This is a genomic window from Collimonas sp., assembly GCF_039923675.1.
Lineage (GTDB): Bacteria > Pseudomonadota > Gammaproteobacteria > Burkholderiales > Burkholderiaceae_D > Collimonas.
Genome location: NZ_JBDTCG010000077.1, coordinates 37,550 through 63,455, shown reverse-complemented (window position 1 = coordinate 63,455; position 25,906 = coordinate 37,550). Strand labels below are relative to the sequence as shown.

18 protein-coding genes and 2 pseudogenes are annotated in these 25,906 nt (G+C 59.9%); 15 read left to right on the top strand and 5 right to left on the bottom strand.

What is annotated here, in order from left to right; all coding sequences use genetic code 11:
* The first annotated feature begins 52 nt into the window (after window positions 1–52).
* The gene (mgrA, locus tag ABI171_RS15945; protein ID WP_348093510.1) at window positions 53–1,087 is read left to right on the top strand and encodes an L-glyceraldehyde 3-phosphate reductase; all 1,035 of its coding nucleotides are present in this window, start codon (window positions 53–55) and stop codon (window positions 1,085–1,087) included.
* A gap of 129 nt (window positions 1,088–1,216) precedes the next feature.
* On the opposite strand, the gene ABI171_RS15940 is transcribed toward mgrA, so the two are convergent.
* Complete coding sequence (locus ABI171_RS15940; RefSeq protein WP_348093509.1) at window positions 1,217–2,233, bottom strand: GlxA family transcriptional regulator; 1,017 nt, start codon at window positions 2,231–2,233, stop codon at window positions 1,217–1,219.
* A 438-nt stretch (window positions 2,234–2,671) separates the two neighbouring features.
* Here ABI171_RS15940 and ABI171_RS15935 point away from each other — a divergent pair, with 438 nt between their 5' ends.
* From ABI171_RS15935 to ABI171_RS15890, 10 genes are all read left to right on the top strand, one after another.
* Window positions 2,672–3,940, top strand: a complete 1,269-nt coding sequence (locus ABI171_RS15935; RefSeq protein ID WP_348093508.1) for a serine hydroxymethyltransferase — start codon at window positions 2,672–2,674, stop codon at window positions 3,938–3,940.
* 10 nt (window positions 3,941–3,950) lie between these two features.
* Window positions 3,951–4,922, top strand: coding sequence for a dipeptidase (locus tag ABI171_RS15930; protein ID WP_348093507.1), 972 nt, complete (start codon window positions 3,951–3,953; stop codon window positions 4,920–4,922).
* Between the two features lie 51 nt (window positions 4,923–4,973).
* The gene (locus ABI171_RS15925) at window positions 4,974–5,498 is read left to right on the top strand and encodes a DUF5943 domain-containing protein (RefSeq protein ID WP_348093506.1); all 525 of its coding nucleotides are present in this window, start codon (window positions 4,974–4,976) and stop codon (window positions 5,496–5,498) included.
* A 15-nt stretch (window positions 5,499–5,513) separates the two neighbouring features.
* The gene (locus ABI171_RS15920) at window positions 5,514–7,577 is read left to right on the top strand and encodes an NADH:flavin oxidoreductase (protein WP_348093505.1); all 2,064 of its coding nucleotides are present in this window, start codon (window positions 5,514–5,516) and stop codon (window positions 7,575–7,577) included.
* 2 nt (window positions 7,578–7,579) lie between these two features.
* Window positions 7,580–9,484, top strand: a complete 1,905-nt coding sequence (locus tag ABI171_RS15915; protein ID WP_348093504.1) for a (Fe-S)-binding protein — start codon at window positions 7,580–7,582, stop codon at window positions 9,482–9,484.
* Between the two features lie 2 nt (window positions 9,485–9,486).
* Entirely contained in the window at window positions 9,487–10,659 is a 1,173-nt protein-coding gene (locus ABI171_RS15910) for an electron transfer flavoprotein subunit alpha/FixB family protein (protein WP_348093503.1), read from the top strand.
* On the top strand, window positions 10,656–11,441 hold the full coding sequence (locus tag ABI171_RS15905; RefSeq protein WP_348093502.1) for an electron transfer flavoprotein subunit beta/FixA family protein: 786 nt from the start codon (window positions 10,656–10,658) through the stop codon (window positions 11,439–11,441). The genes ABI171_RS15910 and ABI171_RS15905 overlap by 4 nt, the downstream gene beginning before the upstream one ends.
* A gap of 46 nt (window positions 11,442–11,487) precedes the next feature.
* Window positions 11,488–12,774: an aromatic ring-hydroxylating dioxygenase subunit alpha gene (locus ABI171_RS15900; RefSeq protein WP_348093501.1), complete on the top strand. Its 1,287-nt coding sequence runs from the start codon at window positions 11,488–11,490 to the stop codon at window positions 12,772–12,774.
* A gap of 26 nt (window positions 12,775–12,800) precedes the next feature.
* Entirely contained in the window at window positions 12,801–13,922 is a 1,122-nt protein-coding gene (locus ABI171_RS15895) for a hybrid-cluster NAD(P)-dependent oxidoreductase (RefSeq protein WP_348093565.1), read from the top strand.
* Between the two features lie 122 nt (window positions 13,923–14,044).
* Window positions 14,045–14,902 carry a glycine betaine ABC transporter substrate-binding protein gene (locus ABI171_RS15890; protein ID WP_348093500.1) on the top strand — a complete coding sequence of 286 codons (858 nt, stop codon included), beginning with the start codon at window positions 14,045–14,047 and terminating at the stop codon, window positions 14,900–14,902.
* 17 nt (window positions 14,903–14,919) lie between these two features.
* Here ABI171_RS15890 and ABI171_RS15885 read toward each other — a convergent pair whose 3' ends face one another.
* The 3 genes and pseudogenes from ABI171_RS15885 to ABI171_RS15875 form a co-directional block, all read right to left on the bottom strand.
* Complete coding sequence (locus ABI171_RS15885; protein ID WP_348093499.1) at window positions 14,920–16,332, bottom strand: efflux transporter outer membrane subunit; 1,413 nt, start codon at window positions 16,330–16,332, stop codon at window positions 14,920–14,922.
* Window positions 16,329–18,311, bottom strand: a complete 1,983-nt coding sequence (locus ABI171_RS15880; RefSeq protein WP_348093498.1) for a MacB family efflux pump subunit — start codon at window positions 18,309–18,311, stop codon at window positions 16,329–16,331. The genes ABI171_RS15885 and ABI171_RS15880 overlap by 4 nt, the downstream gene beginning before the upstream one ends.
* 2 nt (window positions 18,312–18,313) lie before the next feature.
* Window positions 18,314–19,510, bottom strand: a pseudogene (locus ABI171_RS15875) (efflux RND transporter periplasmic adaptor subunit).
* 197 nt (window positions 19,511–19,707) lie between these two features.
* Here ABI171_RS15875 and ABI171_RS15870 point away from each other — a divergent pair.
* Entirely contained in the window at window positions 19,708–20,985 is a 1,278-nt protein-coding gene (locus ABI171_RS15870) for an amidohydrolase family protein (protein ID WP_348093497.1), read from the top strand.
* Window positions 20,986–21,099: 114 nt separating this feature from the next.
* Here the strand turns inward: ABI171_RS15870 and ABI171_RS15865 are convergent, their stop codons facing one another.
* Entirely contained in the window at window positions 21,100–21,963 is an 864-nt protein-coding gene (locus tag ABI171_RS15865) for a TorF family putative porin (protein ID WP_348093496.1), read from the bottom strand.
* A gap of 578 nt (window positions 21,964–22,541) precedes the next feature.
* On the opposite strand from ABI171_RS15865, the gene ABI171_RS15860 reads away from it, so the two are divergent.
* From ABI171_RS15860 to ABI171_RS15850, 3 genes and pseudogenes are all read left to right on the top strand, one after another.
* On the top strand, window positions 22,542–23,732 hold the full coding sequence (locus ABI171_RS15860; protein WP_348093495.1) for a glycine betaine/L-proline ABC transporter ATP-binding protein: 1,191 nt from the start codon (window positions 22,542–22,544) through the stop codon (window positions 23,730–23,732).
* Window positions 23,725–24,540: pseudogene (gene choW, locus ABI171_RS15855) on the top strand (choline ABC transporter permease subunit); the annotation flags it as partial. The gene ABI171_RS15860 and the pseudogene choW, both read left to right, overlap by 8 nt.
* Window positions 24,541–24,713: 173 nt before the next feature.
* Window positions 24,714–25,802, top strand: a complete 1,089-nt coding sequence (locus ABI171_RS15850; protein WP_348093494.1) for a GlxA family transcriptional regulator — start codon at window positions 24,714–24,716, stop codon at window positions 25,800–25,802.
* Window positions 25,803–25,906 lie beyond the last annotated feature (104 nt).

Here is a 25,906-nt window from a genome sequence, read left to right as displayed (position 1 = left end):
ACAGCTTCTATAATCTGAGGGTTGCCCCAACCACCACAGGATCACTTCGACCATGACTTACCACGCATCAGGCAAGCGCTACGAGAGCATGCAGTACAGATTTTGCGGACGCAGCGGCCTCAAGCTGCCACTGTTGTCCATGGGACTTTGGCATAACTTCGGCGACACCACTTCGCTGGCGCGCCAGCGGGAAATGGTGCATACCGCATTCGACCTCGGCATCACCCATTTCGATCTGGCCAATAACTACGGGCCGCCATATGGTAGCGCCGAGACCAATTTCGGCCGCATCATGAAAGAAGACCTGCGGCCATATCGCGACGAGTTGATCATCTCCACCAAGGCCGGCTGGGACATGTGGCCGGGGCCATACGGGCAGGGCGGCGGTTCACGCAAGTATGTGCTGGCCAGCCTCGACCAGAGCCTGCAGCGGCTGGGCCTGGATTACGTTGATATCTTCTATTCGCATCGATTCGATCCGGAAACGCCGCTGGAAGAAACCATGAGTGCATTGGCGACGGCCGTGCAACAAGGCAAGGCGCTGTATGTCGGCGTCTCTTCCTATTCGCCGGCCAAAACCGCAGAAGCCGCCCAGCTGCTGCGCGACTGGAAAGTGCCTTGCCTGATTCACCAGCCGTCTTACAACATGCTGAATCGCTGGATCGAGCAAGGTTTGCTGGATACCTTGCAACAGGAAGGCATGGGCTGCATCACGTTTACAGCGCTGGCGCAGGGTTTGCTGAGCGATAAATATCTGAACGGCATTCCGCAAGACGCACGGATCAATCGCGAGGGCGGCGGCTCCTTGCAACAGGCACATCTGAGCCCGGAAAACCTGGCGCGGGTGCGGGCCTTGAACGAGATTGCCAAGACGCGCGGGCAGAGCCTGGCGCAGATGGCGCTGGCCTGGGTGCTGCGCGATCCGCGCGTCACCACGACCTTGATCGGCGCCAGCAGTCCGGCGCAGATCCGGGAAAACGTCGGGGCGTTGCAGCGGCTGGATTTCTCGGAGGAAGAGCTGGCGGCGATTGACGTGCAGGCGCAGGACGGCGGCATCAATCTGTGGGAGCGTTCCTCCAACGGCTAATCTGACCTGTGTCGTCCCCGCGAACGCGGAGATCCAAATTACTGCATAAAATGGCAGCTAAAATGGATTCCCCGCGTTCGCGGGAATGACTCGGTCGGAAATGACTCGGTCGGAATGAGGCAGAAGGTGTTATACGAACGCAGCAGCATGTTGTACTTTTTTCGTCAGTAACTCTGTCGGAACCGGCGCTTGCCGGCGGCGTTCCGTGCTCGGCGCCACATTGAAAATCTCGCGGTAGGTTTTGCTGAAATGGCAGGCCGATTGGAAACCGCAGGCGACCGTGATGCTGAGTATCGACATGTCGGTCTGGCGCAGCAATTCCCTGGCTTTGCGCAGGCGCAGCGTCAGGTAGTAATGGGTGGGCGACATGCCCATGTGTTCCTTGAACATGCGCTGCAACTGGCGCGGCGACGAGTTCGACAACTGCGCCAACTCATCCAGCGACAAGGGTTCTTCTATATTCGCTTCCATCAGCGACACCACTTCCACCATGGCCGGACGGGCCGATGTCATGCGCACCGTCAGCGGCACCCGCTGCTGATCCTTGTGGTCGCGCACATGCTCCAGGATGAATTGATCGGCAATCGCGGCAATCGTGGTCTTTCCTACCTGGCCTGAAATCAGGTTCAGCATCATGTCCAGCGGCGCAATGCCGCCGGTGCAGGTGATGCGGTCGCGGTCCACCACAAACAGGTCGGGGGCGAAGGAAATCGCAGGATAGGAATGCTTCATCGACGACAGGTTTTCCCAGTGCGTGGCACAGGTATAGCCATCCAGCAGGCCGGCCTCGGCCAGCGCAAAAGCGCCGGTGCATAAACTGCCCAGTGTCATTTCCTGTTTTGCCAGATGCCGCAACAAGTCCAGCGTGGCGGCGTTGATGGCGGCTGCGATCTCGGTGCCGCCGCAGACGAAGACGGCATCGGCTGTCACGCAGCGGTCGGCGCGCACCGTGGTGACGGCAAGGCCGTTGCTGGCTGTCACCGGCCCGCCTTCGGGGCTGATGATGGACCAGCGGTACAGTGTTTTTCCTTCCAGATAGTTGGCCATTCTCAGTACTTCGATGGCGTTCGAAAACGCCAGCATTGTAAAGTTGTTGAGCGGCATGAAAGCAAAGTGGGTGAAGGAAGTAGAAGTGCTTTTAGACATGACCTGCTCCGTTGGCAAACATCAGCGATGGACAATGTAACGTTGAAATGGCGGACTAACAAACGCTTTCGGTTGTGCGCCGCAATAAGCGTGCCAAGCTGATCAGATGCTTTATTTTCACCGGCATTGGCGCGCCGCTGGTCGCTCTGTAAGAGGCCGTGACATTGCGGCAAGAGCGCAGGAAGCGATGCATATTTTTCTTATGAATTGTGCAAATGGCCACACAAGCGGTCCCGTTTTTTGTGCACGTGATCCATTTCGGCGCAAGCGGCGTCGGAGCCCCACAAAACCGGTGCTTGCCTAAAAGTGACAGCAATGTCGCAAATTGAAAGGTTCCCGTCAGATCAAGTCAATAGCGGGCAAGGGCTTGGGAGAAGAATGATGTCAACCGCCGGAGCATCCGGACTCATGACGCAAACTCTTCTCTGGACACATAAAATGACACTTCCCGCATTTTCCCAGTCGCTGGCCGAACGTGACGCGCCGATCCAGCAAGCCATCGCCCTCGAACTGGAACGCCAGCAAAACCAGATCGAGATGATCGCTTCGGAAAACATTGTTTCGCGCGCTGTGCTGGAAGCGCAGGGATCGGTGCTGACCAACAAGTACGCCGAAGGCTATCCGGGCAAGCGCTATTATGGCGGCTGCGAATTCGTCGACCAGGTGGAAGTGCTGGCGATCGATCGGGTCAAGCAGCTGTTCGGCGCCAAATTCGCCAATGTGCAGCCGCATTCCGGCGCACAGGCCAACGGCGCGGTCATGCTGGCGCTGGTCAAGCCCGGCGAGACGGTGCTGGGCATGTCGCTCGACGCCGGGGGGCATCTGACGCACGGCGCGCGGCCGGCGATGTCGGGCAAATGGTTCAACGCCGTGCAGTACGGCGTCAACCGCGATACTTACCTGATCGACTATGACGAAGTCGAAGCGCTGGCCAAGCTGCACAGGCCACGCCTGATCATTGCCGGTTACTCCGCCTATCCGCGCCAGCTGGATTTCGTCCGCTTCCGCGCCATCGCCGATAGCGTCGATGCCTTGCTGATGGTGGATATGGCCCATATCGCAGGACTGGTGGCGACCGGCCATCATCCAAGCCCGGTGCCGTATGCACATGTGGTGACGTCAACTACGCATAAAACTCTGCGCGGCCCGCGCGGCGGCTTCGTGCTGACCAACGACGAAGATATCGCCAAGAAAATCAATTCCGCCGTGTTCCCGGGTTTGCAGGGCGGCCCGCTGATGCATGTGATTGCAGGCAAAGCCGTCGCTTTCGGTGAAGCGCTGGAGCCTGAATTCAAGCAATACATAGCCAACGTGGTCGCCAATGCCAAAGCGCTGGGCGAAGTGCTGCTGGCGGGCGGCGTTGACCTGGTCACAGGCGGTACTGAAAACCATCTGTTGCTGGTAGACCTGCGTCCCAAGGGCCTCAAAGGCACGCAAGTCGAGCACGCGCTGGAGCGCGCGGGCATCACTTGCAACAAGAACGGCATCCCTTTCGATACCGAAAAGCCGACTGTCACTTCCGGCATACGCCTCGGCACGCCGGCCGGTACTGCACGCGGTTTCGGCATCGAAGAATTCCGCACCATCGGCCGTCTGACTGTCGAGATTTTCGATGCGCTGGCGCACAAGCCCGAAGGCGACGCGGAAATCGAGCAAAAGGTGCTGGCCGAAGTGCGCGCGCTGTGCAAGCGCTTCCCTATTTATTAAGGAGAGCATCATGAGCAATCTGCACCAGCAAAGCCTGGTCATCGACGGCTTGAACATCTCCAAGTGGGAGCGGCCGGTATTCGAAGACATGAAGAAGGGCGGCTTGAGCGCCGTCAACTGCACCATTTCGGTGTGGGAAAATTTCCAGGGCACGGTCGGCAATGTGGTCGATATGAAAAACCTGATCCGCGACAACGCCGACCTGCTGACCTTGGTGCGTGGCGTCGAAGATATCAAGCGGGCCAAGAAGGAAGGGCGCACCGGCGTCATCCTGGGTTTCCAGAACGCCCATGCGTTTGAAGACAATCTCGGCTATATCGAAGTTTTCGCCGAGCTGGGCGTGCGGGTGGTGCAGCTGTGCTACAACACGCAGAACCTGATCGGCACCGGCTGCTATGAACGCGACGGCGGTCTGTCCGGTTTCGGCCGCGAAGTGATCGCCGAGATGAACCGGGTCGGCATCATGGTCGACCTGTCGCATGTCGGCGGCAATACTTCCACCGAAGCGATCCTGGCCTCGACCAGGCCGGTCTGTTATTCACACTGCCTGCCGTCCGGACTGAAGCAGCATCCGCGCAACAAGAGCGACGAGCAACTGAAGTTCATCGCCGATCATGGCGGCTTCATCGGCGTCACCATGTTTCCGCCTTTCCTCAAGCGCGGCAGCGGCGCCAATGTCGACGACTACGTCGAGGCTTTCGACTACATCATCAACCTGGTCGGCGACGACTGCGTCGGCATCGGCACCGATTTTACGCAAGGCTACGGCAAGCCGTTCTTCGAGTGGCTGACGCATGACAAGGGTCGTCATCGTCGCCTGACCGATTTTGGCACGGTGATCAACCCGGAAGGATTCCGCACCATAGGCGATTTCCCGAATCTCACTACGGCGATGGAACGCGCCGGCTGGAAAGAAGGCCGGATCCGCAAAGTGCTGGGCGAGAACTGGCTGCGGGTGTTTGGCGAAGTCTGGGGCGCCTGATTTCGATTCAGGGTTGATCAAGTTCTATACAAGACATGCTGAGGAGTAGTGATGCAACCCCAATTGCCGATTGAAGTCGACGCCGAGACTGGCGTCTGGACCACCGACAAGCTGCCGATGCTGTATGTACCGCGTCATTTTTTCACCAATAACCATACCGCGGTGGAAGCCGCATTGGGGCGCGAAACGTATGCGCAGATCCTGTACGACGCCGGCCACAAATCTGCCTACTACTGGTGCGAAAAAGAAGCCAAACAACACGATATGTCAGGCCTAGACGTCTACAAACACTATCTGAAACGACTGTCGCAGCGCGGCTGGGGCCTGTTTTCTTTTACCGAAGTTGACGCGGCCAACGCCAGCGCCAACATCGCGCTGCGCAATTCCTCGTTCGTGCTGCAGCAGCCGGAAGCACACGGCAAGCTGTGCTACATGTTCGCCGGCTGGTTCGCCGGCGCCATGGACTGGGTGTCGGATACCACCGGCAATCCGCGCAAATCGGTGTGCAGCGAGACGCAATGCGGCGGCGAAGGCCACGATCATTGCGTCTTCACGGTCGAATCGCTTTCCGCTTAGGACCAGATACCGATCATGCGCTATCCGACTTTGTTTTCGCCGCTGACCCTGAACCAGGTAACCTTGCGTAACCGGGTGGTCAGCACCGCACATGCCGAAGTCTATGCGGACGCCGGCGGTTTGCCGGGCGAGCGCTATATCCGCTACTACGAAGAAAAAGCCAAGGGCGGACTGGGCCTGGCGATTTGCGGCGGCTCCAGCACGGTCTCGATCGACAGCCCGCAAGGCTGGTGGAAATCGGTCAACCTGACCACCGACAAAGTGATCGAGCCACTGGCGCGCCTGGCGGAAGCGATGCACCGGCATGGCGCCAAGATCATGATCCAGGCCACCCACATGGGGCGGCGCACGGCATGGCACGGCGAGAACTGGCCGCACCTGGTCAGTCCTTCAGGGATTCGCGAGCCGGTCCATCGCGGCAACGCCAAGATCATTGAAATCGAAGAAATCCGCCGCATCGTCGCCGACTTTGCGGCCGCGGCAAAGCGTGTCAAGCAAGCCGGCATGGACGGCATCGAAATCTCGGCCGCCCATCAGCAACTGATCGATCAGTTCTGGAGCCCGCGCGTCAACCAGCGTACCGATGAATACGGCGGCAGCCTGGAAAACCGCATGCGCTTCGGCATCGATGTCCTGACTGCGGTGCGGGAAGCGGTCGGCAGCGATTTTTGCGTCGGCCTGCGCATGTGCGGCGATGAATTCCATGAAGACGGCGTGGATCATGAAACCGCCAAGCAGATCGCACAGGCGATGTCTGCCAGCGGCCTGATCGATTTCCTGAGCGTGGTCGGCTCCGGCGCCGATACCCACAATACACTAGCCAATTGCATGCCGCCGATGGCCTTGCCGCCGGAACCGTTCGTCCATCTGGCGGCCGGCATCAAGGCAGTCTCCAAGGTGCCGGTGATGCATGCGCAAAGCATACGCGACGCCGGCCAGGCGGAACGCATCCTGTCGTCCGGCATGGTCGACCTGGTGGGCATGACGCGCGCGCAGATTGCCGATCCGCACATGGTGATCAAGATCCGCGATGGCCGCGAAGATGAAATCAAGCAGTGCGTGGGCGCCAACTACTGCATCGACCGCCAATACAACGGCCTTGACGTTTTATGCGTGCAGAACGCCGCCACCTCGCGTGAGCAAAGCATGCCGCATCAGATCGCCAAGAGCCGCGGTCCGAAGCGCAAGGTGGTGGTCGTCGGCGCCGGTCCGGCCGGGCTGGAAGCGGCGCGGGTGGCGCGTGAACGCGGCCACGACGTGGTGCTGTTCGAGCGTAGCGAAGCGGTTGGCGGCCAGATCAACCTGGCGGCCAAGGCGCCGCAGCGCGAACAGATGGCCGGCATCGTGCGCTGGTTCGACATGGAAACCAAGCGTCTCGGCGTCGACCGCCGCTTGGGCGTGGATGCCGATGAAGCCATGATCCTGGCCGAGCAGCCCGACATTGTAGTGCTGGCCACTGGCGGCAGCAACTTCACCAGCCAGGTGGCGGCCTGGGGCATCGCCGAAGGCTTGTCGGTCAGCTCCTGGGATATCTTGCAAGGGCGCGTGGCGCCGGGCAAGAACGTGCTGGTGTACGACGGCATCAGCACGCATGCCGGTTTCGGCGTCGCCGATTTTTTGGCCAGTCGCGGCAGCCTGGTGGAAATCGTCACGCCGGACGTCAAGATCGCCGACGATACCGGCGGCACCACGTTCCCGATTTTCTATCGCCGCTTGTATGCGCAGGGCGTGATCCCGACGCCGAACTTCTGGCTGGACCGGGTCTATGCCGAAGGCGACAAAAAGGTCGCGGTGCTGCGCAACGAATACACCGAAGTGCAGGAAGAGCGGGTGGTCGACCAGGTGGTGATCGAAAACGGCATCCTGCCCAATGATCATTTGTACTGGTCGCTCAAGCCGCAATCGCTGAATCGTGGTCAGACCGACGTCAACAAGCTGTTTGCCGCCGAGCCGCAGCCAGCTTTATCGGAACCCTTGGGTGATGGCCGCTTCCTGCTGTTCCGGGTGGGCGATTGCATCTCCATGCATAACATCCACGCCGCGATCTACGATTCGCTGCGCCTGTGCAAAGATTTTTAACCATGAGCGCTGCGGCTTCCTCTCTCAATCTGCTCATCACCGTCCTGTTCTGGCTGTCGGTGGCGGGACTGGCGACCGGCATGCTGCGCCGGGCTGCCCTGTGGCGCGCCGGGCGTGAAGCGCCGGTGGCGTGGCTGGGTTTGCTGGCGATTCCTAAACGTTATTTCGTCGACCTGCACCATGTGGTGGCGCGTGATCCCTATATCGCCCGCACCCATGTCGCCACAGCCGGTGGCGCGATTGCGGCGATGGCGCTGGTGGCTGTGAATTACGGTTTGATGCTGTATGCCTCGTCCTTGAATACGGCGATTGCCCTGTTCGCGCTGGTGATGCTGGCCGGCGTGCTGTTCGTCTGGCATCGCCGCCGCACGCCGTCTGCACGTCTGTCGCGCGGCGCCTGGATGCGCTTGCCTTGGATGCTGGCGGCGTTTGCTCTCGGCTTGCTGGCACTGGGTTTGATCCCTTTGCAATTTGTATCAGGCTTGAGTGCGCTAGTGACCGTGGTTTTGCTGGGACTGGGAGCGTGGACCCTGACCGTCGGCGCTGCTCGCGGCGGGCCGATGAAACATGCACTGGCCGGTTTGCTGCACCTGGCTTTTCATCCGCGCCCTGAGCGCTTCAACCAGAGCCACGCCGGCACCCCGGTCACCGCCCTCAAGCCGTTAAAGCTGGAGCAGGGCGAGCTGGGCGTCGGCAAGCCGGTTGAATTCCGCTGGAATCAATTGCTTAGTTTCGATGCCTGCGTCCAGTGCGGCAAGTGCGAAGCCGCCTGCCCGGCGTTCGCCGCCGGCCAGCCCTTGAATCCGAAAAAACTGATACAAGACATGGTTAGCGGCATGGCAGGTGGCAGCGATGCCAATTTCGCCGGCAGCCCTTATCCGGGAATTCCGCTCGGCGCGCATCAAGGCCGGCCGCAAGATCCGATTTTTCCAGGCTTGATCTCGCCCGATACATTATGGTCTTGCACCACTTGCCGCGCTTGCGTGCAGGAGTGTCCGATGCTGATCGAGCATGTCGACGCGATTGTCGATATGCGCCGGCACCAGACCTTGCAGTTCGGCGCCGTGCCCGGCAAGGGGTCGGAAGTGCTGGCCAACCTGCGCGAAACGGGCAGCGCCGGCGGCTTCGATCTGGGGGCGCGCTATAACTGGGCGATCGATCTGGATGTGACGCAGATCAGCGCCGGCCGGCCGGTCGATGTGCTGTTGATCGTCGGCGAAGGCGGCTTCGACATGCGTTACCAGCGCACCTTGCGTGCGCTGGTCAAGGTGCTGCAGGCAGCAGATGTCGATTTCGCCGTACTTGGCGCGCTGGAAACCGATACCGGCGACGTCGCCCGCCGCCTGGGCGACGAAGCGACCTTCCAGAACATGGCGCAGCAGATGATTGCGCAATTATCGGCGTTCACATTCAAAAGGATCGTTAGCGCGGATCCGCATGTCATGCATTGCCTGCGCAATGAATATCCTGCACTGGGCGGTCATTACCAGGTCTTGCATCACGCGGCTTTCATGGCCGAGCTGGTCAGCACCGGCAAGATCAAGCCGCGCGCAGCGGCAGACCGCGACCAGCGTTTTACCTATCACGATCCTTGCTATCTGGGCCGCTACAACGGCGAAATCGAAGCCCCGCGCGAATTGCTCAAATTGCTCGGCCTGCCTTTGCATGAAATGGAACGCAATGGCATGCGTGGCCGCTGTTGCGGCGGCGGTGGCGGCGCACCGTTGACCGATGTCCCCGGAAAGCAGCGGATTCCGGATATCCGCATCCACGACGCACGCGCCGTGAAAGCCGATACGGTAGTGGTGGCTTGCCCGAATTGCACGGCGATGCTGGAAGGGGTGGTGGGCCCGCGGCCCGAGGTGCGAGATATCGCCGAACTGCTCGCTGCGGCATTGGAGAACTGAACATGGATATGGCGACACATGGCGGCATCAGGCGGATTGACCCGCGCCGCCCGCTCACGGTCAATGCCGACGGACTGAAACGGATAGTGCTGGGGCAGGTTGGCGGCGGCAATATTGATTTTCTATCGCTGGATCACAAGCCAGCGCACCTGCCGGTCAAGCCTGTGCGTCTGGCCGCTGACGCCATAATTACGCATTGCCTGCTGGCGGTTGCCCATAGCGATCGCGACAGCCTGGATGAGCATGCCCGCCAAGCCGTTGCCGCCGCAGCCTTGCTGGCCGATGGCGCTACAGAGGTCGTGCTGCTGGTGTTCGGTGAACTGGCCGACGACGCCGCGGCGCTGGGAGCCGACCGTTGCATCGTGCTGCCGCAATATGGCAGTCATCTGTTTGCACCGGAAGCCGAAATGGCAATCCTGATCGCCTTGCTCGAAGAACTGCGGCCAGCGCACGTTTTCATGCCGGATAACGATATTGCGGATAGTGACTTGGGACGACGTTTAGGCGCCGCCACGAGCGCCGCAAGCATCGCTACCAATGTGGTTGAAATCAATCAGGCTGGCCTGGCGGTTTACCGGCAGCAGGGAAGTCTGGTCGCCCGGCGCGATCTGGCGAAGATCATCTTGCTGGAAGCCGATGCGGTGGATGCGCGCCTGCCTTTTCTTGGACGCGGACAAGCGGCAGGGCAACTGAGCGCAGCTCTCAACGCGGCCGGAAGCGCTGCCGGAGTGGTCAGCGCCTATGTGGATCTGGGTATAAAAACCATGGCGGCGTCGCAGATGGAACTGGATGAAGCTGATTTCATCGTCTCCGCAGGAAATGGCGTCGGCGACGTTGCGCTGTTCCATTCCCTGGCGCATGCGCTGGATGCGGCAGTGGGCGCCAGCCGGGTTGCCGTCGATGACGGCAAGTTCAAGCGCGACAAACAGATCGGCGCTACCGGCAAGACTGTCAGCGCCAGCGCTTATCTGGCCTTCGGTATATCCGGCGCAGTCCAGCATCTGCAAGGCATCAAGGATTGCCGTCATGTGATCGCAATCAACCTGGATGCCAGCGCACCGATGATCAAACGCGCCGACCTGAGCATTATCGGCGATGCCCAGGAACTGATGAGTGCTTTGCTGGAACAAGTAAGAGAAGCCCAGCAAGCCCGTCAGGCGGAGCACACAGCATGAACCGGCAAACCATCAAGCGCATAGCTGTATTGGTGTCGATAGGCCGGCATCCGGTCAGCGGCGTGCCGCGCTATAGCCGTAACGACGCCGCCGCTTTGGGACTGGCGAGCGAGTTGATACTACGCATGGCGGGCGCCACCGTTGACGTGATTCACGCCGGCCCGGCCGACAATCCCGCGCTGGCCGAGTACCTGGCGTTGGGCGCTTCCAGGATCAGCGTGGTCGAGATGGCCAACGCACAAGATGTCCTGCCTGCCTTGCAGGAACAATTGCAAGCCTACGATCTGGTGCTGTGCGGCAGCCGCGCAGAGAGCGGCGAAGCCAGCGGCATGCTGCCTTACCAGTTGGCGGCGCGCCTTAACCTGCCCTTGCTGGCCGGGGTGATTGCGGTGACGCCGGGCAGCGATACCATCGTCGCCCAGCAATTCTTGCCGAAAGGGCGGCGGCGCGAAGTCGGATTGCAGTTGCCGGCCTTGCTGACGGTGCATCCGCTGGCGCCATCCAGACTGCGCTATGCCTATGCCCGTTTGCACAGCGGGCAGATTATCAAACGCCTGTTTCCGGCAACCGCCGGCGTCAGCGCGCAAGCATGGACAGTCGAAGCAGCCAAGGCAAAGCCGCGCAAGCTGGCCGCGCCTGAGAAGCGTTCCGGCCATGCGCGCATGCAAGCCGCCACCGTGGCCGAAAGCCGCGGCGGCAAAGTGGTGCACGAGGGCACTGCGGCCGACAAGGCACAGGTAGTTCTTACCTATTTACGCGAACATCATCTGGTCGATTATTAAAGCTGCACAAGCGGCGGTTCCATAAATGCGTCACATGGAGAAGAAATTGAAAGTGTCCAAAGAGATCCAATCACTGATCGCCGAGCGTCTGCCGGGCCATAGCCTGGACGCGCCGTTTTACCTTAGCCCGGAAATTTTCGACCTGGATATCCGGGAGATTTTCAGCAAGCACTGGATTCATGTGGCGGTGGAACCGGACATTCCCGAGCCAGGCGACTACGTGACGGTTGAGATCGGTCTCAACTCCATCGTGGTGGTGCGCGACGACGACATGTCGGTGCGCGCCTTTCACAATGTCTGCCGCCATCGCGGCGCGCGCCTGTGCTCGGAGCACAAGGGCTCGGTCGGCAACCTGGTCTGCCCCTACCACCAGTGGACCTACAACGTCAGCGGCGAGCTGATCCATGCCGACCATATGGGAGAGAAGTTCGATCGCTCCGAGCACAATCTCAAGTCCGTGCATGTGGAGAACCTGGCAGGGCTGATTTTCATCTGCCTGGCGCAACAGCCGCCGCAGGATTTTTCGGTGATGCGCGACGCCATGGCGCCCTACCTGCTGCCGCATGGACTGCAGGATTGCAAGATCGCCAAGCAGGTCGACCTGATCGAAGAGGGCAACTGGAAGCTGACCATGGAAAACAACCGTGAGTGCTATCACTGCGCGACCAACCATCCGGAACTGACGGCTTCGTTGTTCGAGTTCGGCTTCGGCTATCAATCGGCGCCGGGCAATGCCGAGCAGATCGCGGAATTCAACCGTCTGGCGGCTGAACGCTGCGGCGAATGGGAACGCGATGGCCTGCCCTCGGCGGAAATAGAAAGGCTGGATGAACTGGTCACCGGATTTCGCACCCAGCGGCTGCCGCTGGACCGCGCCGGCGAATCGCAGACGCTGGATGGCAAGGTCGCTTCCGGCAAGTTGCTGGGGCAGTTCGAACGCGCCGATCTGGGCGGCCTGTCATTCTGGACCCAGCCCAATTCCTGGCATCACTTCATGAGCGATCACATCGTCAGCTTTTCAGTCTTGCCCTTGTCGGCGGAGCGCACGCTGGTGCGCACCAAATGGCTGGTGCATAAAGATGCGCGCGAAGGCATCGATTACCAGCTGGATAACCTGACCGCGGTATGGAACGCCACCAATGACCAGGACAAACGGCTGGTCGAACTGTCGCAGCAAGGCGCGCGCAGCAGTGCTTATCAGCCCGGCCCTTATTCGCCATTTACTGAAGGTTTGGTGGAAAAATTCTGCACCTGGTATGTCGGCCGCTTGTCTGCAGGCCTGGCGGAGGAGCCGGTGGCCAATCCGGTAACTGTAGTGCGGAGAATTGATTGAAAGCTGAAATATTGCCGGGACCGGTCATGGATACCAACAAACTGAATCGCCGGAATTTCTGGGACGCGCTGCCTCCGTTATGGAACAGCGATAACGAAGGCGCCCTGGTCTGTTGCCAGGTGCGCGCCGAGACGCATGACGTCAAGAGTTTTTTCTTCGCCACGCCAGACGGCAGCGCTTTTGCTTTCCAGCCGGGCCAGTTCATCACGCTGGAGCTGGAAATCAACGGCGAGCCGGTCAATCGCTGTTATACCATTTCATCATCGCCGGCGCGGCCGCATACCATCTCGATCACGGTCAAGCGCGTTCCCGGCGGGCCGGTGTCGAACTGGCTGCACGACAATCTGAAGGCTGGCGACAAGGTCAAGATTTTGCGCCCGGCCGGCGAATTCACCTGCGCCGCCCATCCGGCGGAAAAATATCTGTTCCTGTCGGCAGGATCAGGCATCACGCCATTGATGTCCATGTCGCGCGCTCATCACGACCTGTGCGACGACCGCGACATCGTTTTCATTCACAGCGCGCGCACGCCAGACGACATCATCTTCGAGCGCGAGCTCAGCCTGATTGCCGCCAGCCAGCAGAATTTCCGTACACGCTTCATTTGCGAACGGCCAGGCCAGCGCCGCGACTGGTCGGGGCCAACCGGCATGCTGTCGCTGGCGGCGCTCAAGCTGATGGCGCCCGATTTCATGGAACGGGAAGTCTTCGTATGCGGTCCTGCGCCTTACATGAAAGCGGTGCGCAACATGCTGGACGAAGCGGGTTTCGACCGCGTCCGCTATCACGAAGAAAGTTTTTCCTTCGAGACCCTGCAGCAAGAGACCGGACAAGCAATCGCAGCAAACGATGCAGCAACTGCAAATGGCGAGCCAATTGCGCTGGCCGGTTTCGAAATCAATTTCCAGAAAAGCAACCGCCAGATAGTCTGCGGCCCGCAGCAGCATGTGCTGGAAGCCGCCCGCAATGCCGGAGTAAGGCTGGCGTCATCCTGCGCCCAAGGCATGTGTGGCACCTGCAAGGTAAAACTGATTTCCGGCACGGTAGACATGCAGCACAAAGGCGGCATCCGCCAACGCGAAATCGACCAAGGCATGGTGCTCCTGTGCTGCAGCAAACCGTTAAGCAATCTGGTGGTGGACAAATAATTGGGGTCAGAGGCGCTCGGCCAGAGTCAGTTTAGTTTTCAAAAAAATTCAACTCTGGCCGAGCGCCTCCGACCCCAATTATTTGTGAGAAATTAATCGCAGCATATTGATAGGGGTCAACCATGAATCTGATACGGAAATTATGCTGTCTTGCTGCATCATTGGCGTGTGTCGCGAGCGCTGGCGTGGCTGTTGCCGACACCAAGCCGGTGATCAAGATCGGCTATGTGGAGGGCTGGTCGGATAGCGTGGCGACGACTTATGTGGCGGCGCAGGTCATTCGGCAGGATCTCGGTTATGAAGTGAAGCTGATTCCGGTTTCGGCCGGTCTGATGTGGCAGGGCGTGGCGCGCGGCGATCTGGATGCGACCATGTCGGCGTGGCTGCCGACTACGCAAGGCGCCTATTATGAAAAATTGAAGGACAAGGTGGTCAACCTTGGCGTCAATTTTCCAGGCGCCAGGATAGGGCTGATCGTGCCGGCCTATGTCAACGCCAGCAGTATCGCCGATCTGCCCGCGCAGAAAGCGGCTTTCGAAGGCCGTATCGTCGGCATCGATGCCGGCGCCGGGGTGATGACTAAGACTGAGCTGGCGATCAAGGAATACGGGCTGGACTACAAACTGTTGCCGAGCTCGGGTAGCGGCATGGTGGCTGAACTTGAACGCTCGATCCGCAACAGCAAGGCGATCGCGGTGACCGGCTGGGTGCCGCATTGGATGTTCGCCAAGTGGAAACTCAAATTCCTGGACGATCCGAAGAAGGTCTATGGTGAAGCCGAGCATGTCGACAATATCGCCAATCCCGGACTGGAAGCCAAGGCCAAGCCGGTCAACGATTTGCTGAAGAATTTCTCGTGGAAGCCGGGTGAAATCGACAGCGTCATGTTGGCGGTGGAGAACGGCGCCAAACCGGAGGCCGCCGCCAAGCAGTGGGTTGATGCGCATCCGCAGCGCGTCAGCCAATGGCTGCAAAAATAAAAGTGTCTGGTGTTCAGTCAGTGCATATCGCCGCCCAAGGCCTGATACAGCTTGACCTGGCTGTTGAGCAGATTCAGATTATTGTCGGCTACGGCAATCTCGGCGGAACGTAGCGTCTCCTGCGCATCCAGCCAGATCTTGAGCGCCACCGAACCGGCGCGGTAGCGCTCCCGGTACAGGCCTTCGATCCGCTTGGCCGCCGCCAGCGACTGTTCCAGCCTGAGCCCCTGGGCCTGAAACTGGCTGCGGGCGGAGAGCGCGTTTTCGACGTCACCCAGCGCTTTATAAAATGTCTGGCGGAAATCGACAGACGCTTTTTCATAGTCGACCTTGGAGACCGCGAGATTCAATTGCATCTGGTTCCATTGCAGGAACGGGAAGGTCAGGCTTGAGGCCAGCGTCGCCACCGGATTTTGCAGCAGGTCCCGCAAACTGGTGCTGCCGCTGCCGAGCGTGCCGGTCAGACTGAACGACGGGTAGTAGCCGGCGCGAACGGCGTCAGCGCTCGATAGCGTTTTGCGCAAGCGTAGTTCGGCCGCTCGTAAATCCGGCCGCCGCGCCAGCAATGTCGAAGGCAGACCGGCGTCGACCGCCGGCAGGGCGGCGACGGCAAGCCGGTACTGCCCGTTGTCCGGGGTTTCCGGCGGCCCGTCGAACAAGATCGCCAGCGCCGTGCGTGTTTCAACCAGTTCCTGCAGCAGTTGGGTATGGCTGGCCTGTTGCGACGCCAGCGAACGTTCGGCTTCCAGTACCTCCAGCGAAGATACCGCACCGGCGTCGTATTGCACCCGCACCAGTTCCAGGATCTTGGCGACATAGCCGATGCTTTGTTCGCTGAGGGCGACGCGTTGCTGCAGGTTGGCGATTTTCCAGTATAGGCCGGCGGTGGTGCCAACCAGGGCCAGGGCCGTGCTGTCGCGGTCTTCCGCAGTCGCCAGCGCTTCCCACTGAGCGGCGTCGCGCTGGCTGGCCAGCTTGCCCCACAGGTCGACTTCATAGGCGACGCTGGCGCTCAGCGACTGGCTGCGGCTGCTGGTCGGCGCGCCGGGGTAGCCCGGCAGCGTATTCGATGCGCCACCCAGGTTGCGGCTATTGCTGGTGCTGAGTCCTAGCGAGACGGTCGGATTGGTGACCGCCAGGCCGGCTTGCAATTGCGCGCGCCGCACCAGGATGGTGGTGGCGGCCAGGTCGTTGTTGCGCGCCAGCGCCAGTTCGATCAATTGATCCAGTTGCGGATCGTTGAAGCGGCGCCACCAACGGTCGTGCTGGGTGGTATCGCCGGTAGTTTGCTGCGGCTGATTCTGCCAGCTTGCCGGCGTGGCTAACGGCGGTTGCTGATAAGGCGTATGCAAAGCGGTACAGCCTGCCAGCAGGCTGCCGGCAAGCACGCCGAGAGCGATTTTTGGATAACGCATGATGATGTTTTTCATTCTCTTGCCAGGGCTTCCACGGGATCCAGGCGCGCGGCATTGCGGGCTGGCAGGAAACCGAAGATGATGCCGATCAGGGTTGAACAGGTGCAGGCCACCACGATGGAGGTGAGCGAGTAGTGCATCTGGAAGCTGCCGTCGGCGCCGACGATGCTGGTGAACAGCGCGCCGATGCCGAGCGCCAGCGCGATCCCGAGCATGCCGCCGAGCAGACAGACCAGCACGGCTTCGATCAGGAACTGCCGCATGATGTCGCCCTGGCGCGCACCGACCGCCATCCGTACGCCGATTTCCTGGATCCGCTCGGTCACTGATACCAGCATGATATTCATCACGCCGATGCCGCCCACCACCAGCGAGATCAGTGCAATCGTCGACACCAGCAGGGTCATGACGGCGGTGGTCGATTCAATCGTCTTGCGGATGCTGTCGCTGTTCTGGATAAAGAAATCCTTGCCGCCATGGCGCTGCGTGAGCAGTTTGACGATGCTGCGCTCCGCGGCCGCCGGCGAGGCGCTATCGCTGACGCGCACCGAGATCGATTGCAGATAGGATTGGCCGATGATACGGGTCAAGGCGGTGGTATAGGGCACCCACAGGGTCAAGCTGCTGCCGCCACCGCCAAAGGAGTTTTTCTCTTTCTTGGCTACACCGATAATGCGGCTGGGAATATTCCCCAGCATGAGTACTTGCCCGATCGGATTATCTGTCTTGCCGAACAGTTTTTGGCGGGTATTGTGGTCGATCACCACTTCTTGCATCTGGTGCTTGACGCTGGCGGGAGTGAACGACATGCCTTCCGCGAGTTCTATGCCGTGCACGCGGAAATGCTGGTCGCCAACGCCTTGCAGCGTGGCGCTGGCGGAAATGTTCCGATAGCGTATGGTCGCCGAGGTAGTAACGCCAGGGGTCGCGCTGTCGGCATAGCTTTGCTGCGCCAGGACGTCCGCATCGGCGGAAACCAGTGAGCGGACCGCTGCGGCTTTTTCGTCGCCCCAGTCCTTGCCGGGATAGATCGTGATGGTGTTGGTGCCGAGGAAGCTGATGTCCTTGAGAATCTGCCGCCGCGAGCCCTCGCCCAGCGCCACCACCGATACCACGGAAGCGATGCCGATGATAATGCCCAGCATGGTGAGGAAGCTGCGCAGCCGGTGCGAGCGCATGGCCAGCGCAGCCATGCGGCAGGCTTCTACCAGGCTGGCGACGGTGGCGCGCCACGAGGATTCCGGCGCCAGGGCTATTTGTGGCAGACTGATGGCGACTGCGGGCGAGACTGCTTGTGGGGTGCTGTCGCTGCGCAAGCGGTCGGCAATGATTTCGCCGTCGCTGATCTCGATGATGCGTTGCGCATATTCGGCCACGTGCATGTCGTGCGTGACGATGATCACGGTATGGCCTTCGGCGTGCAGTTCCTGCAAGATCTTGATGACTTCCTGGCCGCTGTGGCTGTCGAGGGCGCCGGTCGGTTCGTCCGCCAGTATCACCTGGCCGCCGTTCATCAGCGAACGGGCGATGCTGACGCGCTGCTGCTGGCCGCCGGACAGCTGGCTGGGGCGGTGGTGGCTGCGCTTGGCCAGGCCCAGCCGCGCCAGCAAATCGAGCGCGCGCTGTTTGCGCGCGGCGGCCGGCTTGCCGGCATAGATCGCCGGGATTTCGACATTGCTGACGGCGTCCAGGTCCGGCAACAAATGATAACGCTGGAAAATGAAGCCGAAATGCTCGCGTCGCAATTGCGCCAGCGCATCCGGCGCCATCTCGCCTGTGGCCTGGCCGGCGACGAGATAGTCGCCGCTGCTGGGGCGATCGAGGCAGCCGAGGATATTCATCAGCGTCGATTTTCCCGAGCCGGAAGGGCCTACCAGCGCCACCATTTCACCGGCGTTGATTGTCAGGTTGATGTTGTTGAGGACGGTGACGGTGTCTTCGCCCGACGGGAAACGCCGATACAGTCCGTTCAGTTCTAGCAAGGCAGGCTTCATGCTTAACCCGCAACCACGACGGCCTGGTCTTCCGCAGGCGCGGCGCCGGCTTCGCCGATCACCACTTTCTCGCCTGCCTTCAGGCCATCCAGCACTTGCGCCTGGATGTTGTTGATGCCGATCCGTACCTGGCGCGTGGCGACCGACTGCTTGCCGTCCTTGGTCTGCAGCACCTTGACCTGATAGCGGCCATCCTTGCCGCGCTCGCCTAGCGCGCTCGACGGAATCACCAGGGCATCCTTGGCCTCATTCAGCACGATCGAGACTTGTGCCGTCATCGAGATGCGCAGCTTGTTGTCCGGATTGGGCACATCGAACAAGGCGTTGTAATACACCGGCGCCGCAGTGGCGTTGCTTTTGTTCTTGTCGCCGCTGCCATCGCTGCTGATCGAATCCGGCGCCGGCTCGACCGTGCGCAGGGTGCCGTGGTAGCGGTGGTCTGGATCGCCCAGGATGGTAAAAAACACCGGCAGTTGCGGCTTGACGCGGATGACGTCGGCTTCCGATACCAGCGCCTTGACGGTCATGGTGCGCAGTTCGGCCAGGATGATGATGGTCGGCGCCAGTTGGGCGGAATTCACGGTTTGCCCTTCCTAGGTGACAATAGAGACGACCTTGCCATCCATCGGCGCGATGATCTTGGTGTAGCCGAGATTCAGCGTGGCGGTGCTGACGGTGATCTTGGCTTGCTGGATCTGGGCCATGAGCGAATCGATGTCGGCCTCGGTTGATTGCAGCGTCGCTTGCGCCGTTTCATAATTCTCGCGTGAACCGGCATCGCCCGCCAGCAGCCGTTGCTGGCGCGTGAAGTTGAACTGGGCCTGGACCAGCGCCGCTTGTTTCGAGCGCAGCTGGGCGCGCACCTGGGTCAGTGCGGACTCAGCGTTTTGCAGCGCGTTCTGTTGCGTCAGCGAATCGATCTCGGCCACCAGTTGGCCCTTTTTTATTTCTTGTCCAAGTGAAACTTTCAGCGATTTCACCTGGCCGGATGCTTGCGCGCCTACGCTCACTTGCTGCAAGGCTTCCAGCGAACCGCTGGCTAGCACCGTGTCCTGGATATCGCTTTTGGCTACCGTTGCGGTGAGGTATTCGGTTTGCTTGCCGCCTGATAAAAAATGGCGATAGAGTCCGAAAACGAGCAGCAGGAGCAAGGCTGCGGAGCCCAGGTAGACGATGGATTTCTTTTTCAATGGACGCATATTGAGAGGTGGTTAATTTCTTTATTGCAATTTTCCAAGACTTTTTGTTGAGATAAAGAGTAGAGAAAATGGCAGTTTTTCGCCTCTTATTATCATCTGGTTTACGCTTCACAACATGAATTTACCGTTAAGATGACTGGTCGCCACGCCGGCATCGTATCGGCAGGTGAACATGTATCGCATAAAAGAGGATGCCTATGGATCTGTTAATTAGAAATGCCGCACTACCTAGCGGCAGGACCGGTGTCGACATTGCCATTGCCGGTGGCCGCATCAATGCGGTCGGTGTGGCGCTGGCGGTCAACGCTGAGCAAGTGATCGACGCCGGCGGCAGCCTGGTGACGCCGCCGTTTGTCGATGCCCATTTTCATATGGATGCAACCTTGAGTTATGGGCTGCCGCGCGTCAACAGCTCCGGCACGCTGCTGGAAGGAATCGCATTGTGGGGCGAGCTGAAGCCGACGCTGACGCAGGAAGCCTTGTTCGCTCGCGCCATGCAGTATTGCGACTGGGCAGTGGCGCGCGGTTTGCTGGCGATCCGTTCACATGTCGACATTTGCGACGACCGCTTGTTGGCGGTGGAAGCCTTGTTACAGGTCAAGGGCCGAGTCGCGCCGTACCTGGATTTGCAGTTGGTGGCGTTTCCGCAAGACGGCCTGTTGCGTAGTCCGCGCGCGTTCGCCAACCTGAAACGGGCGATTGCCATGGGCGTGGATGTGGTGGGCGGCATACCGCACTTTGAAAGGACCATGGCGGACGGCGCGGAATCGATCCGCCTGCTATGCGAGTTCGCCGCCGAAAAGGGTTTGCGCGTCGACATGCATTGCGATGAATCGGACGATCCCATGTCGCGCCACATCGAAACCCTGGCCTTTCATACGCAGCGGCTGGGCATGCACGGCCTGGTTACCGGCTCGCACCTGACCTCGATGCATTCGATGGATAACTATTACGTCAGCAAGCTGCTGCCGCTGATCCGCGAAGCCGGAGTGGCAGCGATCGCCAATCCGCTGATCAACATTACGCTACAAGGCCGTCACGACAGCTATCCTAAACGGCGCGGCATGACGCGCGTGCCGGAAATGCTGGCGGCCGGCATCGATGTCGCCTTTGGTCAGGATTGCGTGATGGATCCCTGGTACAGCCTCGGTTCCGGCGACATGCTGGAAGTGGCGCACATGGGTTTGCATGTGGCGCAGATGACCGGGCAGGATGCGATGCACGCCTGTTTCATGGCAGTGACGGAAACCCCGGCACGGATACTGGGTCTTGGCGGCTATGGCTTGGAGCCAGGCTGCAACGCCGACCTGGTGGTGCTGGATGCGGGTTGCACGGTCGAGGCGATCCGTTTGCGCGCCGGCAGGAGATATGTCATCCGGCGCGGCAAGATCATCAGCCAGTCACCCGCGACGCAAGCGACATTGACGTTGCCGGGGCGGCCGCCATCGGTTGATTTCAGGCTGCGTTCAGAATAGCCGCAGGACCAGAAAAGCTGAAGCCATGTCTTGTACGGATGGCTTCAGCAATGCGCTTCGCGTTTGCCTGGGAGGCGGGATGTTCTTTGCGAAGCGCCAGGAGATCAGGACCGCTTAGAAGGTTTTTGTCAGCGACAGCACCAGCGTAGTGGCAAGCGGGTTGGAGACATCCGCCACGCCGGCGGAATTCAAGACGCCGGTGGTGTAACGGTCATACACGCCATTCTTGTTCCAGCCTTTGGTGACCGCCCCGGTCACGGTCCAGCCGCCGTCGAAAGCTTTGGATAGCGCCACTTTGCCGTCCTGGAAGCTATAGGCCGAAAAATTCCGAACCCGTTCATTACCGTAATGCAGCAGCAAGCTGTAGCCGCTGCCCAGGTCGAAAGTGCCGTTCAAGTCCAGGTAGCCGGAACCGCGGCTGTGCTGACCGTTGCCAATGCCTAAGGTGGCGCTGTTGTAGCCGAAATAATCCGGCGTGTAGGTCAGCCAATATTTGACGTTGAACCATTTATAGGTGAGCGAGGCGACCGCTTCGCCATAGTTGTATTTGGTGTTGGCGAACGCCACTTCGGCGCCAGGGTAGACGTAGTAATAGATTTGCCCGGTGTAGGTCAGATCGCCCGCGCTGCCGGTATAGCCGCCATACAGATCCCATTCGACCGAACCGCCTTCGATGAAATGATCACTGACGGTGGACATCCAGGTGCCGGCGAACAAACCATTCGGATTGGCGTAGTCGAAGCCGCCCTGGATCGCCGGCTTGCCCCAGGTCTGGCGGAAACCGCGCGAGACATATTGCGAAGCGATCGTGACGTTGGCGGTGAAGGGCGACGCCGGCGCTGCGGCAGCAACAGCCGGCGCGGCCGCCGGGACACCGCCGCTATCGGTGGTCTGGGCCTGGGTTGGCGCCTGAAAACCGAACAGCATAGCGACGGCAAGCCATAAAGAAACCTTGATTTGACTGAATTTCTGAAGCATGTCTACTACTCCCTTTTAAATTGTTTCTCTTTTAACATCGGCGCACATTATGGTGCTCGCCGGCGCCGATTGCAAAAAGCAAAACGAAGCTGCTTGGATGCGGCGCCAACTAAGTGACTACTGTGCCGGATGGGTAACGATAGCCGTGACGCCTCGGACAGCGCGTTTGCCTCGATACCTGCCGACAATTATTGTCCCGACGCATAAACCTAACTCCCCGCAATTGCGACTAAAAATGATGGAATTGCGACATGCCAAAACCCACAAGGAGCGGCTAGTCATGGCACGACACGTGCTTCGTCGTTTTTGATTAAGTGCTTGTCGTAAATCGTCATTCGACGAAAGACCTTTGTCGCGACTATGTCATTAACCCAGGACGAAGTTTTCCCGCGATCGTGATGGTTGCCAGGATGTCGCTGCTGCTTGTCTTTCCTGCTGTGCTGCACATACACTCTGCAGCAGTGGATTTCAAAAAAGCGGGCAATGACCATCAGGCTAGACCCGCACGCTAACGACATGTTGCAATCAGGAATTATCTGATCGGCAACATCGCCGCATGCACAATCAGGAGACAGGTGATGAAGTCTGCAAAAGTGGTAGTCGACCGTTTGTACAAGGTCTTCGGTAACAATCCGCAGTTGGCGTTGAGCATGCTCGAAAAGGGGCACTCCAAAGACAAGATATTTGCCGAAACCGGGCAGGTGGTCGGCGTCCAGAATGTGTCGTTCGAGGTACAGGAGGGCGAGATCTTCGTGCTGATGGGGCTATCCGGCTCCGGCAAATCGACGCTGATCCGCCTCATCAACCGCCTGGTCGATCCGAGCGCCGGCAATGTGTTGGTGGATGGCCAGAACGTGGCGCAGATGACGAATTCACAATTGATCAAATTGCGCCGGCGCGACATGAGCATGGTGTTCCAGTCGTTTGCGCTGATGCCGCACCGGACCGTATTGTCGAACGCCGCTTTCGGGCTGGAAGTGGCGGGTATCGGCAAGAAGGAGCGCGAACGGCGCACCATGGCAGTGCTGGAGCAGGTCGGCCTTGCCTCGTTTGCCAACAAGCTGCCGTGCGAACTGTCGGGCGGCATGCAGCAGCGGGTCGGCCTGGCGCGCGCGTTGTCGGTCAATCCTTCGCTGATGATCATGGATGAAGCGTTCTCCGCGCTCGATCCGCTCAAGCGCAAGGAAATGCAGGATGTGCTGCTGGATTTGCAAAAAGAACAGCAGCGCACGATCATCTTTGTCTCGCATGACCTGGAAGAAGCGCTGCGCATCGGCAGCCGTATCGCCATCATGGAAGGCGGCCGTCTGGTGCAGGTCGGCAGCGCCCAGGAAATCATCGACAATCCAGCCGAAGAATATGTCCGCGCCTTCTTCGATGGCGTCGACACCAACCGCTACCTGACCGCCGGCGATCTGATGCAAGCCAACGCGGTGCCGCTGGTGGCCTCCGCCAGCGAGATCCACGCCAACGGCGATCTGTATAACCGCAGCCGCTCCGATTATGCCTTCGTGGTCGATGCCGCGCGCAAGGTGCAGGGCATCATCGCCACCCGCCGCTTTGCCGACGCCGGCGGCAATATCCAGGCGAGCGGCATGGACCGTATCGAAGTGATTCATCACCGCACAAACCTGGAAGACGTGATGGACAAGCTGATCGGCAGCCGCAATCCGTTACCGGTAGTGGATGGCGACGGCTGCTATTGCGGCGCGATCAGCCAGGCCATGGTTCTCCAAGCTTTGTCAAAATCCCGAGGTTCGCATGTCTGAGCACCTTCCGCTGGGACGCTGGGTCGACCAGTTCGTCCATTACATACTCGATAAGCACGGCAATAGTTTCGACAGCTTCGGTAACGCCATCAGCTGGTTCGCCGAATCCATAGAACACGGTTTGCAAGTGCTGCCGCTGTGGCTGCTGATGGGCTTCTTCATCGTGATGGGTATCTGGCGCGTCGGCTTCAAATTCGCGCTGTTCACCGTGGTTTCATTCTTCGTCATCCACAACACCGGTTTCTGGGACCAGACCATCGTCACCCTGGGTCTGACTATTTCGTCCACCCTGATCAGCCTGGCGCTAGGGATTCCGGTCGGGGTCTGGGCCGCCAAGAGCAAGCGGGTAGCGATGGTGGTACGCCCCATTCTCGATCTGATGCAAACCATGCCGGCCTTTGTCTACCTGATTCCGGCCGCCATGATGTTCGGCCTGGGACGGGTGCCGGGGATTATCTCCACCGTGATTTTCGCCATGCCGCCTGCGGTGCGCCTGACCGCGCTGGGTATTCGCCAGGTCAACAATGAAATCGTCGAAGCCGGGCAAGCCTTTGGCTGCACCAGCTGGCAACTGCTGTACAAGGTGCAGTTTCCGAATGCGCTGCCGTCGATCATGGCGGGCATCAACCAGACCATCATGATGGCCTTGTCGATGGTGATCATCGCATCGATGGTGGGCGCCGGCGGTTTGGGCAATGATGTGCTGGCGAGCATCCAGCGGCTGGATATCGGCCTCGGTTTTGAAAGCGGCTTGAGCGTGGTGCTGCTGGCGATCATCCTCGACCGGATTACAGAGAGTTTCGGGCGCACGCCGGAAGCCGGCAAGGTGCAGCGCTTCTTCCGTCTGCGCAAATGGTTTCGCAAGAGTCCGGCGCTGGCGACCAGTTAGCGCCGGCGCGCAGAATGGAAAATTGAGCAATATTGCAGCAACGTGATCTCGGCGATGGAACGCCATCGCCGGTAGCCATAGATGGAGGCAGGATGTCTTCGCAGCAGCAATCCGTTTCAAAGCCGACGACGCAACAGCCTGCGGCGCCGTCGGCGGTAGTCCACTTCGGCTTCCTGACCTTGCCGAATTTTTCGATGATCGCCTTTGCCAGCGCCATCGAAGTCTTGCGCATGGCGAATTACATCAGCCGCCAGACCTTGTACCGCTGGTCGGTGATCAGCCTCGACGGCTTGCCGGCGCTGGCCAGCAACGGCTTGCCGATCACGCCGACCCTGACCCTGGAGCAGGCCGGCACACCGGACATCCTGTTCATCTGTGGCGGCGTCAAGATCCACGAAGCGGTCAACGACAAGTTGAACGCCATGCTGACCCAGCTGGCGCGACGCAACGTCATGCTGGGCGGGATCTGCACCGGCAGCTACGCGCTGGTCAAAGCCGGGCTGATGAATGGTTATCAGTGCGCCATCCACTGGGAAAATATCTCTGCCTTGCGTGAGGATTTTCCACGGGTGTTGTTTACCGAAGGCTTGTTCGCGGTCGACCGCGATCGCTTGACCTGTTCCGGCGGCACCGCACCGATCGACCTGATGCTGAACCTGACCGCGAACCGTTACGGCAAGACGCTGGCGGCGGAGATCTCCGAACAGTTCATCCTGGAGCGGATCCGCGACGGCGCCTATCAGCAGCACATCCCGATTGCAGCGCGTCTGGGATTCAGCCGCAAGGAGCTGATCGAGGTGGCGCGGCTGATGGAAACCCACATCGAAGAAACCCTGTCTTTTGAAGAAATTGCACGGCTGGTCGGCTTGTCGCAACGGCAGTTGCAACGCATGTTCAAGTACTACCTGGACGTCACGCCGACCCATTATTATCTGCAGCTGCGTTTGCGGCGCGCCCGCGAACTGCTGTTGCAGACCACCATGTCGATCATGAGCGTCACTGTGGCTTGCGGCTTCCAGTCGTCCTGCCATTTCAGCAAAGCCTACCGCAACCAGTTCGGCCGCTCTCCCAGCAGCGAGCGGCATTTGCGTCATCCTTATCTATCCGCAGTTGACGAACTGCCACCGCTGCCTCCTTTGCCATTGGTTCCGGACGAGCTGTTTGACGCCGGCAGGCAATAGCATGTCGCAATCGGTCTAAGCCGTAGCGCGCATGCACTGTAATTTCTTGTTTGTACCACTACGCATGGTTTTCTCTGTTGCGTCGGCGTGCAGATCTTTCCATT